Here is a 14,379-nt window from a genome sequence, read left to right on the forward strand (position 1 = left end):
ATGAACATTAAAGTTTCTATCGTTGATGATAATTCGTTTTTAATTCACGCCATTAAAGAAAAGCTCTCTTTTTTTGATGATATTGAAATTAAACACACCTCTCTTAACGGGAGTGAGTTACTTACTAAGTTGGAAGAAAATCATAATCTCGATATCATTTTAATGGATATTGAAATGCCCGTTTTAAATGGTATAGAAACCACTCAATTGGTCAAACAGAAGTATCCGCAGATTAAAATAATCATGTTAACAGCTTTTGACAATGATGAACATATTTTTAATGCCATTAAAGCTGGAGCTGACGGGTATCTTTTAAAAGAAATAAACCCTGAGGAACTCTATAAAGGGATCAAAGAAACCCTAAGTGGTGGTGCAGCCATGAACCCTTCCATAGCATTAAAGACTCTAAAACTTTTACGTAATCCTATCGATATTGATAATTTTAAAGACAAAGAAGAAATTTCTTTATCTAAACGAGAAGTTGAAGTTTTAGAACAATTAAGCAAAGGCTTAAGCTATACAGCTATTGCAGATAATCTTTTTCTGTCACCAAGTACCGTTCGTAAACACATTGAAAACAGCTATAAAAAACTACAAGTGCACAGTAAAATTGAAGCCGTACAAAAAGCAAAACGACATAATATTATTTAAGTTTTCAATAAATACTTAGTTTTTCACGTTATCTATGTAGTGATAAATTCTTGTTAAGGGTAGACATATATCTTAACAAGATTGTTCATTTTTGTATTTTAACCCCAATAACAAATTAAAACTTAAATATGAAAAAGCTTTTAATACTTGCTTTAGCGATTACAACTTTCGCGTGCAGTAATGATGACAACAATGCACAGGTGATTAATAACCCACAAACTCCGGGGCTGGCTTACGCTGTAAGTGACTCTGACTTCACTACAACTTATAGTTTACTGCGTAGCGAATTACAGGCAAATCCCAATATATCAATTATAGCCGAAGTAAATCACACGGCCAATGCAGAAAGTATCGACAAAGATTTACGAAACACACGGGTTATCTTCTTCGGAAACCCGGCTTTGGGAACTCCTTTAATGCAGCAAAATCAATTAGCAGGTCTTGATTTACCACAAAAAATGTTAGTGTATCAAGATTCAGACAACAATGTTTTTGTTTCATATAATGGAACGGAGTATTTAGCTGCAAGACACTCGGGTGTTGGCGGGGCTCAAACATTACAACAAATAAAAAGCGCCTTGGCTAATTTTACTGAAAGTGCAACCAATGGCAATGTTTCAGAAAATTCTAGTAGTGGAATTACCAATAAGCAAGGAATTATAACGTTAGTAAGTAATAATGATTTTAATTCTACATATAATAACCTAAGAAATGCAGTTGTAGATAATGCTGCTCTTACTCTTTTTGCAGAATTAAACCATCAAGAAAATGCACCCAATGAAGAGGATTTAAACCCTACACGGGTAATTATCTTCGGAAATCCAGAGCTAGGAACTCCTTTAATGCAAAATGCACAAACTACGGCAATTGACTTACCTCAAAAAATGCTGGTTTGGCAAGAAGAAGATGGTCAAGTTAATATTTCTTATAACGATCCTATTTTCTTTAAAGAAAGACACGGAATTACTAATAACGATGAACGTTTAGGACAAATTAAAAGTGCCCTAAATAATTTAGCGATAGACGCAGCAAATTAATTTAAATAGAATAATAAAATAAAAGCGGCTTCATAATGAAGCCGCTTTTTTAGTTTTAAAGGTTAAATGCTTTTCTCACTGTATCTACATAATCTAGTTTTTCCCAAGTAAAAAGCTCTACTTCTTTTTTAATAGTCCCTTTGTAAGGGCTTTCAAAAATTTTGGTTACCTTTTCTGGAATACGCCCCATATGACCATAAGCAGCAGTTTCCACATAAATTGGATTCCGTAATTTCAATCGTTTTTCAATTGCGGCAGGACGCATATCGAAAATTTCAGCTACTTTTTTAGCAATTTCACCATCGGTTAAATCAACTTTAGAAGTACCGTGTGTATTGACTAAAATAGAAGTGGGTTCTACAACGCCAATGGCATAACTTACTTGAATTAATACTTCTTCAGCAACACCAGCAGCTACCAAGTTTTTAGCAATATGTCTTGCTGCGTAAGCAGCACTTCTATCAACTTTACTAGGGTCTTTTCCACTAAAAGCACCACCACCGTGTGCACCTTTTCCGCCGTAAGTATCAACAATTATTTTTCTACCAGTTAAGCCGGTGTCTCCGTGAGGACCACCAATTACAAACTTTCCAGTTGGGTTTATATGGTAAACAATATCATCATTAAACAATTCTTGAACATACTCCGGTAATTTTGCTTTTACCTTCGGAATTAAAATTTCAATAATATCTTTTTTAATTTTGTTCAACATCGCTTCATCCTCGTCAAAATCATCATGCTGCGTTGATAAAACAATAGAAACTATTTTTTGCGGAACATTATCATCACTATATTCAATAGTTACTTGACTTTTTGAATCAGGACGTAAATAAGGAATCTCTTTCCCATCCCGACGCAATTTTGCCAACTCAATAAGGATGGTGTGCGAAATTTCAAGTGCTAACGGCATATAGTGCTCCGTTTCGTTGGTAGCATAACCAAACATCATACCTTGGTCACCAGCACCTTGCTCTTCTTTGTCTTCGCGGTCAACACCTTGATTAATATCTTGTGATTGTTCGTGAATCAATGAAATTACTCCACAAGAATCACCGCTAAATTGATAGGCACCTTTTGTGTAACCAATTTTATTAATTATATCCCTTGCAATATGTTGTACATCTAGGTAGGTGTCGCTTTTCACTTCTCCGGCAAGGACTACTTGTCCTGTTGTTACCAAGGTTTCGCAGGCTACTTTCGATTCGGGATCGAAGGCTAAGAAATGATCTAATAATGCGTCGCTAATTTGATCTGCAACTTTATCTGGGTGTCCTTCAGAAACACTTTCTGAAGTAAATAAGTACGCCATAAAGGTCTTTTTAAATTTTTATATACTGAAGATTTGACGAACGCGTCGAAGGAAGTTTACACTGCCTTTAGCATTTTTTAATCTGAAATGTTCTAAGCAAAAATAGTATTCAGAAAAACATTCAGAAGAGGTTGCAATCAGTCAAATCTTTCCTCTTTCAGCGGACAAAGATAAGTATTAAAAATAGAATTTTAAAAAAGGAATTTTTTAGAAAAATCGAAATAAATTTGGAATATCAAAAAATGTTTAGCAATCTTTGTACTCACAAAGTTCAAATCTTTATTGAAATGTTATCAAGAAAGGCTGAGGGAATAGACCCTATGAAGCCTTAGCAACCCTTTCACTTGAAAGAAGGTGCTACATTCTACAAAAGTTTTCAAAATACTGGAAATTTTTTGATAGATAACGACAAGACAATTTTTAAAAAATTGTTTACTCACTTCTTAATAACATTTTTCTTATAAAGTACGCCAATAGGCGCATTTTGACTTTTGGTTTAATTTATTATTAATTCAAAAAAAGAAAAATGAGTACACAAAAATTAGCAACACAATCGTTGCACGCAGGACACGACGTAACAGCAAATGGAGGAACCCGAGCGGTGCCTATTTACCAATCTACTAGTTACGTTTTTAATGACAGCGACCACGCTGCAAATTTGTTCAACCTTTCGGAACCCGGATTTATTTACACCCGTATCAACAATCCCACAAACGACATTCTGGAACAGCGTTTGGCGGCATTGGAAGGAGGAATTGCAGCCGTAACAACCGCTTCGGGAACTTCGGCAATTGCTACAACATTGCTCACGTTATTGCGGGCTGGAGACCATATTGTAGCATCTAGTAGTTTGTATGGCGGAACGTATAATTTACTGAATGTTACACTGCCAAGATTGGGTATTACTACCACCTTTGTAGATGCAAATGATACTGAAAACTTTAATAGAGCGGTTCAAGAAAATACCCGAGCGATTTTTGTTGAATCGTTAGGAAACCCAAAATTGGATGTATTGGATATTGAAGCGATTTCTGAAATTTCAAAAGCGAATAAAATTCCGCTGTTAGTTGATAATACAGTTGCTACCCCGGCTTTATTAAATCCAATTAAGTACGGAGCCAATATTATTATTCATTCACTAACCAAATACATTAACGGAAACGGAACGGCTTTAGGAGGCGCTATAATTGATGCAGGAACGTTTGACTGGACCAACGGAAAATTCCCTGAATTTACTGAACCATCACCTGGTTATCATGGTTTAGTTTATTCCGAAGCATTAGAGGAGGCTGCTTTTATTGCGAAAGTTAGAATTGAAGGATTACGAGATTTTGGTGCGGCGTTGAGTCCGTATAACGCGTTTCAAATTTTGCAAGGTCTGGAAACGTTGAAAATCCGAATTAAAAAACATAGCGAAAATGCCCTAGAACTTGCCAAGTGGTTACAAAATAGAAGTGAAGTTGCTTGGGTAAATTACCCCGGACTTTCAGATAGTAATTACTTTAATTTGGCTAAAAAATATCTACCAAACGGTCAAAGCGGCGTGCTTACTTTCGGTTTAAAAGGTGGGTTTGGCGCTGCTAAAAAGTTTGTCGATGCTACTGAATTATTTTCTTTACTGGCGAATATTGGTGACACAAAATCATTGATAATTCATCCAGCAAGTACGACCCACCAACAGTTGAGTGATGAACAACAGGAAACAGCGGGTGTTACAAAAGATTTAATTCGGTTATCAGTAGGATTGGAAGCAATTGAGGATCTCACCGATGCTTTAGAACAAGCCTTTAAAGCTATCAACAAAACAGTCTTGGTTTAATTTTAGTTGTAGAAAACGGCAGTGCGTTATGCCATTCCGCTGCCGTTTTTAAAAGGATATTATGAAATTACAAACGGTACATATACCATACACAACACAAAACGAGAATTTTTCGGATACCATTCCGCTAAGCTTCGAGGTTTTTGGACCTACTTTATGTGAAGCACCTATTGTTTTGGTAAACCATGCGTTGACTGGAAACAGTTCAGTTACGGGAGAAAACGGCTGGTGGGACCAACTTATTGGTGATGAAAAATGTATTGATACTAAACACTACACGGTACTTGCTTTTAATATTCCCGGAAATGGCTACGATGGATTTCTACTTGAAAACCCCGAAGCATTTTCATTATACGATGTTGCAAAGCTATTTCTATTAGCAATCAATCAATTGCAAATTAAAAAGATTCATGTTGCTATTGGCGGTTCACTGGGGGGGAGTATTGCTTGGCAAATGGCAGTATTACGTCCTAATCTGTTTGAAAATGTTATCCCGATAGCGACCGATTGGAAAGCGACGGATTGGCTGTTGGCAAATTGCCGAGTACAAAAACAAATTTTAGATAACTCTGAAAATCCTGTTCATGATGCTCGTATTCATGCGATGACTTTGTACCGCACTCCAGAATCGTTTAAGCAGAAATTCAACCGAAGCATAAATGAGAAACTACATGTTTTTAATGTGGAAAGCTGGTTATTACATCATGGCAAAAAGTTACAAACCCGATTTCAATTAAAAGCCTATAAAATGATGACTCATCTTTTAACGACTGTCAACATTGCAAAAGAAACGGGGAATTTCCTTTCTGCAGTAAGAAATATACAAGGCAATGTCCATTTAGTAGGCGTTGACACAGACCTCTTTTTTACAAATAAAGAAATTAAAGACACGTATCAAATCTATAAAACCATAAAAAATAATGTCTATTATCACGAAATACATTCGATACACGGCCACGATGCTTTTTTAATAGAATTTGAGCAGTTACAAACCATTTTACAACCCATATTTCAGAAAAAAAATACAAATTATGAGCACCATAACCATAGACAAAAGAATACAAGAGAAACCACTTCAGTTAATTGATTTGGAGAATATTAAAAAGAAAAAAGTAAATGTAGTGATCTTCGGTCACGGCAACGTGGGAGCACGTTTGGTAGATCAAATTATTACGTCTCAAAAAGAAATTTCACGAAGGCGCGATTTAGACTTAACCATTTTTGCTGTGGCAAACTCCAAAACGGTTTTGTTTAATGAAAAAGGAGTAAAAGCAAATTGGCAAGAAGAAAAAAACAAAGATGGAGAACCTTATACCATAACGGATGTGATAAAATTTTCAGAAGAGCATAATCTGGAAAACTTGATTGCTATTGATAATACAGCCGATTCAAACTTTGTTTTTAATTACAAAACATTGGTCGAAGCTGGTTTCAGTTTGGTTTCTTCCAATAAAATAGGAAATACAATCGATCTAGATTTTTATAAAAATTTGCGAAAAACCCTTTCAGAAAAAAAGAAAGAGTATTTATACGAAACCAATGTAGGCGCAGGACTTCCGTTAATAGATACAATAAAATTACTGCACCTTTCTGGAGAGAATATTACTCGGATTAAAGGCGTTTTTTCAGGATCCTTAAGTTATATTTTTAATGAATTTTCTGAAGGGGAGAAAACTTTTAGCGACGTATTAAACCAAGCTATAAACAACGGGTTTACCGAACCAGACCCAAGAGAAGACTTATGTGGAAATGACGTAGGCCGGAAACTCCTAATTTTAGCCCGAGAACTCGATTTGCACAACGAATTAGATGATATTTCGATTCAAAATTTAATTCCGAAGCACTTACGAAGTGTTTCAAAACAAGAATTTTTTAATCAACTTTACGAATTGGATGTTCCGTTTCATATTAAACGAAAAAATTTGGCAAAAGACCATGTTTTAAGGTACATTGGGGACTTACACGGAGATCTATCAAAAGAAGATGGAGCTATTTTGAATGTTAACCTAGTGCCTGTGTCAAAAAACAGTGTATTAGGGCAATTAAAAGGAAGCGATTCCATTTTTGAAATCTATACAGAGAGTTATGGCAAAAATCCAATTGTAATTCAAGGGGCAGGAGCTGGAGCGGCTGTTACGGCCAGAGGTGTGTTTGGTGATATTCTTCGTTTAAGCGATAAATTAAACTAATAAACGAAAACCATGAAAGTAACACTGAACAGAGTAAACGACAATTATCATTTTGAAGCTAAAGGAGCATCAGGACTTCCTGTACATATTGACAATAAAACAGGCGACGAAGTTCATGGTTCCAGTCCCATGGAATTATTATTAATGGGCGTGGGCGGATGTAGTGCGATTGACATTGTTTTAATTTTGAAAAAACAACGACAAGAAATAACGTCATATAAAATGGAAGTGGAAGGAAAGCGAAAAGATTTAAAAAGCGCGAAACCTTTTGAAGCCATTCATACCACTATTCATTTAGAAGGTGCCATTGACGAAGAGAAAGCTATACGTGCGGCGGCTTTAAGCTTTGAGAAATACTGTTCTGTTTCCTTAACATTGGAAGGAAATGTAGCCATTACGTACGATATAATCTTGAACGGAAAAAAAATATCTTAAAACCTTCATTTTTACAATCATATTGGTAGATGTTTTTTGAAAAAGTAATAAGTTTGCTTGGGAATTATTGAAATAAGCTAAAATTTTTATACTTTTCAAATAGTATGCTATCTAGAAAAACCAAATACGGAATTAAAGCTCTTACCTTTCTTGCAAAGCGTGAGGAAGATGAACCTGTACCTATCTCTGTAATTGCTGAATCTGAAAATATTTCACAAAAATTTCTGGAAAGTATATTACTTAGTATGCGTAAGGCTGGTTTTTTAGGTTCTAAAAAAGGAAAAGGTGGCGGTTATTACCTACTAAAAGAAGCAGCTGAAATAAAAGTTGCAGAAGTTTATAGAATATTGGAAGGCCCAATCGCAATGGTGCCTTGTGTGAGTTTAAATTTTTATGAAAAGTGTGATGACTGCCCTGATGAGGATACATGTTCGGTACATAAATTAATGATTCAAGTACGAGACAACACCCTGAAAATTTTCGAAAACACCACTGTTGAGGATATTATTATAAGAGAATAATGGTGCTTGATTGTAAAGTAAAAAGCTTTATATTTGTAAAATCTACTAATCCTATAGGGTAAAGAGGTTATGAAAAATATTTCTTCAAAAAAGATGCAACTTTTAAATCAAAGTTTACGGTATGAAGCCCCTTCAGAAATTATAAAATTTGCTTTGCAATTTTCTGAAAAACCTTGGCTTACTACTAGTTTTGGTCCTTATTCTGCAGCATTATTATATGCTGCAACACAACAAAAAAAAGACTTGCAAGTAGTTTGGTGCGATACCGGTTATAACACCAATGCAACGTATAGTCACGCACAAATTTTAATTGAAAAATTACAATTAAACATCGATATTTTTACACCTAATTATACAACCGCTTATATAGAGAGTATGATTGGTGAGCCTACCATTGATAACCCAAAGCACGAATTTTTTTCAGAAAAAGTTAAATTAGAACCTTTTCAAGAAGCTCTAAAAAAATACACTCCAGATGTTTGGTTTACCAACCTTAGAAAGCACCAAACACATTACCGGAAATCGATTGATATTTTAAGCTTTACTGAAGATGGTATTTTAAAAGTCTGCCCTTTTTACCATTTCACAGATGCACAGATCATAGCGTATATGCAAACGAATAATCTACCAGCAGAATTTGATTATTACGATCCCGTAAAAGCACTCGAAAACAGAGAGTGTGGTATTCATTTTCAAGGCTAATTTCAAAATAATTTCTTAATTTTTTCTGAAATATTTATGGTATTTTTCCTTTTCAGAAAAAATACTATATGATTCCAACTAAAGAAGAGGTTGTTGCTACTTACAATCGAGTTAAACCTTTTGTGCATCAAACTCCAGTAATTACTTCAAGTTTGCTAAATAGTTTAGCTGGTGCTGACTTGTATTTTAAGTGTGAAAATTTTCAGAAAATGGGCGCTTTTAAAATGCGGGGTGCCATTAATGCGATTCAGCAATTATCTGATGACCAAAAAAATACAGGAGTAGTAACACATTCCTCCGGAAATTTTGCCCAAGCGTTATCTTTAGCTGCCAAAAATTTAGGAGTTAAGGCATATATTGTAATGCCTTCAAATACACCACAAGTTAAAAAAGATGCGGTGCTTGGGTATGGAGGAATTATCACAGAATCCCAACCCACCCTTGCCGCTCGTGAAAAAGAAGCAAATCGAATTCAATCTGAAACACGAGCTACCTTTATTCATCCTTCCAATAATACAGATGTAATTTTAGGTCAAGGAACTGCAGCGATTGAATTGTTACAAAAGCATCCAGATTTAGATTGCATACTTACACCCGTTGGAGGTGGTGGATTAATAGCCGGAACAGCCTTAGCAGCTCATTACCTAGCTGAAAAATGTCAAGTAATAGGTAGTGAGCCTTTTGAAGCCGACGATGCTTGGCGTTCGCTACAAACTGGAAAAATTGAAACTAACGAAACTACAAATACTGTTGCCGATGGGTTGCGCACCAACTTGGGTAATATAAATTTTCCTATTATCAATAAACTGGTTGCCCAAATTATACGGGTGGAAGAAACTGAAATCGCTGCTGCCATGAGCCTTATTTGGGAACGAATGAAAATTATTGTGGAGCCTTCTTCGGCTGTCCCTTTAGCTGCAGTACTCAAAAAGAAAGCATTCTTCAAAAATAAAAAAGTAGGGATTATTATTTCTGGCGGAAATGTAGATTTAAAAAACTTGCCCTTTTAAAATTGAAAATTTGCGTTACTTTGCCCCCCAATGAATAAAAAACTACTTATACTATTTCTTTTTGCTCCTTTATTTCTTTTTTCACAAGAAGAAACACGTTCTGGTTTTTTTATAGATGCCAATTATTTTTACGGCACTATTGTTCGGCACAATAAGGATATTGCTCACTTAGTAACAAATCACCCTCAGGGCTTAATTTTAGGGTACAACAAAAAAACATTTGGCACAAAACGCTGGCATCGGGAATACAATTATCCTGATTGGGGTTTGTCTTTTGTGCACCAGAATCCAGGTAATGATATTCTAGGTGAGAATTACGGTCTCTATGGTCACTTTAATTTCTACTTTTTAAAACGAAATATTGTCTTTAGAATTGGTCAAGGTATTGCTTATAATACCAACCCATTTAATTTAGAAACCAACTTTAAAAACAATGCTTACGGAAGTGATTTTTTAAGCTCTACCTACTTATTGCTTAATTACAATAAACAAAATTTGTTTAAAAATATAGGGTTACAAGCAGGTTTGGCGCTAGTTCATTATTCTAACGGAAATTTTAGAGCTCCCAATTCTAGTACCAACTCATTTACATTCAATCTTGGATTACAATATGAATTTAAAACAGAAGATCCTGAATACATAACTGATGTAATAGATGAAAAGGTTACAGAGCCTATAAAGTTTAACCTAGTGTTACGAAGTGGAATTAATGAGAGCGATTATGTGGGGTTAGGTCAACACCCTTTTTTAGTGGTTTCCACTTTTTTAGACAAGAGGATAAGTTATAAAAGTAAATTTCAAATAGGGGCAGACGTATTTTTTTCAGAATTTCTAAAAAAACAAATTGAATATTTAGTGGCTTCTCAATTAGACAGATCGCTCACTGGTGATGAAGATTACAAGCGGGTGGGAGTTTTTGTAGGCCATGAACTTACTTTGAACAAATTGGCTATTGTATCACAATTTGGTTACTACGCATATTATCCCTATGATTTTGAAGGAAGAACCTACATAAGGGCAGGTTTAAAATATTATCTTACAGACGAGATTTTCGGAACGACCACCTTAAAATCACACGGAGCAAAAGTAGAAGGGGTAGAGTTCGGAATTGGTTTCAGAATATAGAATATGAAAAAATTATTATACATAAAAGCTATATATTTAATAATGGTTTCCTGTAATTCGGAGAACGCCCCAGATTGCTTTCAAACTGTCGGTGACCCTGTTACTGAAGAATTCATTGTGGACGATTTCAGTAAAATAAGGATAGAAACCGATGTCGCTTTACAACTAAAACAAGGGACTACTCAGCAAGTATTGATTAAGGCTGGTGAAAACCTATTGCCGGATATTTCCGTAACTATAGACGGAGAAACATTAGTTATAAAAAATAACAACAGTTGTAATTTAGTAAGGGATTATGATAATCTACAGGCTATTGTAACTACACCTAATGTTTCTGAAATAAGGAATGCTTCGTCTCGTAATGTTTCTGGTAACGGTATGTTGGTTTTTCCAAAATTAACTTTAATCAGTAATACAACTAGTGGAGCAGACGATCCTCGTAAAAGTGGAGATTTTTACCTAAATCTTCGATGTGAAGATTTTAATGTGTCAGCCAACGGACAAAGTGTTTTTTATATTTCAGGAACAACGCAACAAGCAACTTTGGTATTTAGCGACGAATTTCCCCGGTTTGAAGGCGAAAACTTCTTGATTGATACGTTAAAAATAAGGCAGAGAAGTGCTAATAAAATGGTTGTCAATCCGGTAGATAGAATTTCAGGTGTCATTCAAGGAACAGGCGATGTTATTTTGGTAAGCAGACCATTGGAAATTGATGTAGAAGAATTGTTCACAGGTCGTTTAATCTTTCAGGATTAATGTATATTTATGCCTCGTTTAAAAATATGAAACAACAACTTTCCGTACTTATAGCTTTTCTAGTTACTTGTAGTGTCTTTTCACAGGAAAAAGAACAAAAACCATTCTCTTTAGAAGCAGACTACTTCTACGGTAGCATTTTAGAACACAACCCAGATATTGCACATTTAATTACAGGGCATCCAAGGGGTTTTATCCTTACCTATAACCGAAAAACTTATGGCTTTAATGAGTGGGAGCGTCGCTATCACTACCCGGATTGGGGTTTTACTTTAGCCTACCAAAACTTAAAAAATCAATATTTAGGAGAAAATGTTGGGTTGTATGGTCATTATAACTGGTATTTTTTTAATAGAAACCTCGTAATACGTTTGGGACAAGGTGTTGCTTACGCAAGCAATCCCTACGACCCAGAAACCAACTTTATTAACAATGCTTATGGAACACGCTTTTTAAGTACTACTTTTTTAAAAGCTAATTATGTGAAAGAAAACGTGTATAAAGGGCTTGGGTTTCAGGCTGGGTTTGGTATAATCCACTATTCTAATGCTAATTTAAGAGCACCAAATAATAGTACAAACACGTGGGCATTCAATGTTGGGCTTAGCTATTTGTTTGATCACGAAGAATTTCCCGATTATATTGTAAAAGATGATCCGCCGAGTTCGTCCCACGCCGAAAAGCTAAAGTATAACTTTGTGTTCCGCTTTGGTTGGAATGAAAGCGATGTGGTTGGGCAAGGACAGTATCCATTTTATGTAGCTTCGGCATTTGTGGATAAGCGAATTAATTATAAAAGTACGTTGCAAGCAGGTGTAGATGTGTTTTTTGCTGATTTTTTTAAAGAATTGATTTATTACCGCTCTATTGCATATCCAGAAGATAATCTTAGCGGAGATGAAGATTACAAACGAGTAGGGTTATTTATAGGACACGAACTCCGTTTTAATAAGGTAGCCTTTGTATCTCAATTAGGTTATTATGTTTATTATCCATTCGATTTTGAAAACAGAATATATAATCGACTTGGTCTAAAACGATATTTTTATAATGATAAAATTTTTGCTTCAGTAACCGTAAAAGCCCATTGGGCCAAAGCTGAAGGAGTTGAATTTGGAGTAGGTATCCGTTTATAATGATTGCTGAAATGATCCAGAAAATGAAAAAATCAATCTTCTTAATTATGTTACTAGCCTTTCTTGGATGTGATTCCGATAAGGGATTGAATTGTTTTCAAGCTGCCGGCGATATTGTCCAAGAAGAGTTTGCAGTAGGTACTTTCAGTAAAATTACCGTTTGGGAACGTACCCAACTTTTTATAAAACAAGGCGATATACAAAAAGTAGTGGTTGAAACCGGTGAAAACCTTTTAAACGACATTGAAGTACAAGTTGAAGATGGTATGCTAAACCTTCGTAATAACAACGGTTGCAATTTGGTGCGAGATTATGGATTGACAAAAGTATATGTAACCACTCCAAACATCGATAGAATACGAAACAGTTCAGGGTTGTCTGTTGAGAGTATCGGCACCTTATCTTTCCCTAATTTAACGTTGATAAGTGAAGATCAGGAAAATGAAGATGAGTATCATATTGATGGAGATTTTAAGCTCAATCTTCAAGTTGAAAACTTGCAAATAGTAGCCAATGGACTATCCAATTTTTTTCTTACCGGTACTGCAAATACAGCTAACTTTGGCATTTATGCGGGAGATGTGCGCATTCAAGCCGCAAATCTCTTGGTGGGACAATTAACTATTTTTCATCGTGGCACGCAAGATATGATTGTAAATCCGCAAGAGGCCATTCGTGGAAAAATAGTGAGCCTGGGAGATATAATTGCAAAAAACCGACCCCCCATTGTTGAGGTGGAAGCATTATATAGAGGTCGTCTTATTTTTGAGGAGCAGTAAGATCCACAAAGAGTTTTTCCAAGGTTGTGTTTTTCTGATGAAGTTGAAGAATCTTTAATCCATTATCGTGAGCAAAGTCAAAAACAGAACTTCGCATATCCTTTTCCGAAGAAAAATAGATGTTATAAATAAAATAGCCGCCTGGATTTTCAACTTTTGTAACATTAGGAAGTTGTTGTAAGGCAACCGTTTCAACTCGATAATCAAATTCCACTTCCACGATTTGCTGTTGTCCAGACTGTAATTCACTTAGTTTTTTGTCGAGTACTATTTCACCTTTGTTGATAATAATCACCCGATCGCAGATAGCCTCCACTTCCTGCATAATATGAGTGGATAACAGCACTGTTTTTTCTTTTCCAATGCTTTTTATCAATTCCCGTATTTCAATTAACTGATTTGGATCTAGTCCAGTAGTGGGTTCATCGAGAATAAGTACATCGGGATTATGTAAAAGTGCACTGGCAATACCAACTCGTTGTCGATAGCCTTTAGAAAGTTGTTGTATTTTTTTATTTGCTTCAAGTACAAGACCGGTACGCTCAATAATAAGCTCTATTTCACTTTTTGGTGTATTGTATATTTCAGCTTGAAAGTTTAAAAACTCTCGTACATACATATCTAAATACAATGGATTGTGTTCCGGTAAATAGCCTACACTTTTTTGAATGTCGTTATCCTTTTCTGAAACTTTAAATCCATTAACCGTAGCTATTCCTTCCGAAGCAGGGAGATAGGTGGTTAATATTTTCATCATCGTAGATTTCCCAGCACCATTTGGGCCTAAAAATCCTACTATTTCCCCTGCTGAAATTTCAAAAGAAACATTGTTGAGCGCTTTTTGTTCGCCGTAGTTTTTGGTAATATTTGAAACGCTTATTGACATATATCTTTAAAAACAAAATTA

Annotated in this window: 14 protein-coding genes, 1 pseudogene and 1 riboswitch; of the genes and pseudogenes, 13 read left to right on the forward strand and 2 right to left on the reverse strand. The window is 35.3% G+C overall.

The window, feature by feature from the left end:
* Together DZ858_RS06765 and DZ858_RS06770 are read left to right on the forward strand one after the other, a co-directional pair.
* Nucleotides 1-651: a response regulator gene (locus DZ858_RS06765; RefSeq protein ID WP_117158811.1), complete on the forward strand. Its 651-nt coding sequence runs from the start codon at nucleotides 1-3 to the stop codon at nucleotides 649-651.
* A 128-nt stretch (nucleotides 652-779) separates the two neighbouring features.
* The gene (locus DZ858_RS06770; RefSeq protein ID WP_117158812.1) at nucleotides 780-1,688 is read left to right on the forward strand and encodes a DUF302 domain-containing protein; all 909 of its coding nucleotides are present in this window, start codon (nucleotides 780-782) and stop codon (nucleotides 1,686-1,688) included.
* 55 nt (nucleotides 1,689-1,743) lie between these two features.
* Here DZ858_RS06770 and metK read toward each other — a convergent pair whose 3' ends face one another.
* Nucleotides 1,744-2,997, reverse strand: a complete 1,254-nt coding sequence (gene metK, locus DZ858_RS06775; RefSeq protein ID WP_117158813.1) for a methionine adenosyltransferase — start codon at nucleotides 2,995-2,997, stop codon at nucleotides 1,744-1,746.
* Between the two features lie 287 nt (nucleotides 2,998-3,284).
* A riboswitch (SAM riboswitch) is annotated at nucleotides 3,285-3,406 on the forward strand.
* 117 nt (nucleotides 3,407-3,523) lie between these two features.
* Here metK and DZ858_RS06780 point away from each other — a divergent pair.
* The 11 genes and pseudogenes from DZ858_RS06780 to DZ858_RS06830 all read left to right on the forward strand — a co-directional run bounded on the left by DZ858_RS06780 (nucleotide 3,524) and on the right by DZ858_RS06830 (nucleotide 13,472).
* A complete protein-coding gene (locus DZ858_RS06780; RefSeq protein ID WP_117158814.1) occupies nucleotides 3,524-4,816 on the forward strand; it encodes an O-acetylhomoserine aminocarboxypropyltransferase/cysteine synthase family protein in 1,293 nt (430 codons plus the stop codon).
* Nucleotides 4,817-4,877: 61 nt separating this feature from the next.
* Nucleotides 4,878-5,903, forward strand: coding sequence for an alpha/beta fold hydrolase (locus DZ858_RS15390; protein WP_117158815.1), 1,026 nt, complete (start codon nucleotides 4,878-4,880; stop codon nucleotides 5,901-5,903).
* A gap of 19 nt (nucleotides 5,904-5,922) precedes the next feature.
* Nucleotides 5,923-7,005, forward strand: a pseudogene (locus tag DZ858_RS15395) (aspartate kinase); the annotation flags it as partial.
* Nucleotides 7,006-7,017: 12 nt separating this feature from the next.
* Nucleotides 7,018-7,440, forward strand: coding sequence for an OsmC family protein (locus DZ858_RS06795; RefSeq protein WP_117158817.1), 423 nt, complete (start codon nucleotides 7,018-7,020; stop codon nucleotides 7,438-7,440).
* A gap of 104 nt (nucleotides 7,441-7,544) precedes the next feature.
* Nucleotides 7,545-7,961: an RrF2 family transcriptional regulator gene (locus tag DZ858_RS06800; RefSeq protein ID WP_117158818.1), complete on the forward strand. Its 417-nt coding sequence runs from the start codon at nucleotides 7,545-7,547 to the stop codon at nucleotides 7,959-7,961.
* Nucleotides 7,962-8,030: 69 nt separating this feature from the next.
* Complete coding sequence (locus DZ858_RS06805; protein ID WP_239990732.1) at nucleotides 8,031-8,663, forward strand: phosphoadenosine phosphosulfate reductase domain-containing protein; 633 nt, start codon at nucleotides 8,031-8,033, stop codon at nucleotides 8,661-8,663.
* 68 nt (nucleotides 8,664-8,731) lie between these two features.
* Nucleotides 8,732-9,673, forward strand: a complete 942-nt coding sequence (locus DZ858_RS06810; RefSeq protein WP_117158819.1) for a pyridoxal-phosphate dependent enzyme — start codon at nucleotides 8,732-8,734, stop codon at nucleotides 9,671-9,673.
* A gap of 30 nt (nucleotides 9,674-9,703) precedes the next feature.
* Nucleotides 9,704-10,798 carry an acyloxyacyl hydrolase gene (locus DZ858_RS06815; protein ID WP_117158820.1) on the forward strand — a complete coding sequence of 365 codons (1,095 nt, stop codon included), beginning with the start codon at nucleotides 9,704-9,706 and terminating at the stop codon, nucleotides 10,796-10,798.
* 3 nt (nucleotides 10,799-10,801) lie between these two features.
* Nucleotides 10,802-11,557 carry a head GIN domain-containing protein gene (locus DZ858_RS06820; RefSeq protein WP_117158821.1) on the forward strand — a complete coding sequence of 252 codons (756 nt, stop codon included), beginning with the start codon at nucleotides 10,802-10,804 and terminating at the stop codon, nucleotides 11,555-11,557.
* A 26-nt stretch (nucleotides 11,558-11,583) separates the two neighbouring features.
* On the forward strand, nucleotides 11,584-12,693 hold the full coding sequence (locus DZ858_RS06825) for an acyloxyacyl hydrolase (RefSeq protein ID WP_117159545.1): 1,110 nt from the start codon (nucleotides 11,584-11,586) through the stop codon (nucleotides 12,691-12,693).
* A gap of 23 nt (nucleotides 12,694-12,716) precedes the next feature.
* Entirely contained in the window at nucleotides 12,717-13,472 is a 756-nt protein-coding gene (locus tag DZ858_RS06830; protein WP_117159546.1) for a head GIN domain-containing protein, read from the forward strand.
* Here the strand turns inward: DZ858_RS06830 and gldA are convergent.
* Nucleotides 13,453-14,358, reverse strand: coding sequence for a gliding motility-associated ABC transporter ATP-binding subunit GldA (gldA, locus tag DZ858_RS06835; RefSeq protein ID WP_117158822.1), 906 nt, complete (start codon nucleotides 14,356-14,358; stop codon nucleotides 13,453-13,455). The genes DZ858_RS06830 and gldA overlap by 20 nt on opposite strands.
* Between the last annotated feature and the right edge of the window lie 21 nt (nucleotides 14,359-14,379).

The organism is Marixanthomonas ophiurae (assembly GCF_003413745.1).
In the GTDB taxonomy this organism is placed as follows: Bacteria; Bacteroidota; Bacteroidia; order Flavobacteriales; family Flavobacteriaceae; genus Marixanthomonas; species Marixanthomonas ophiurae.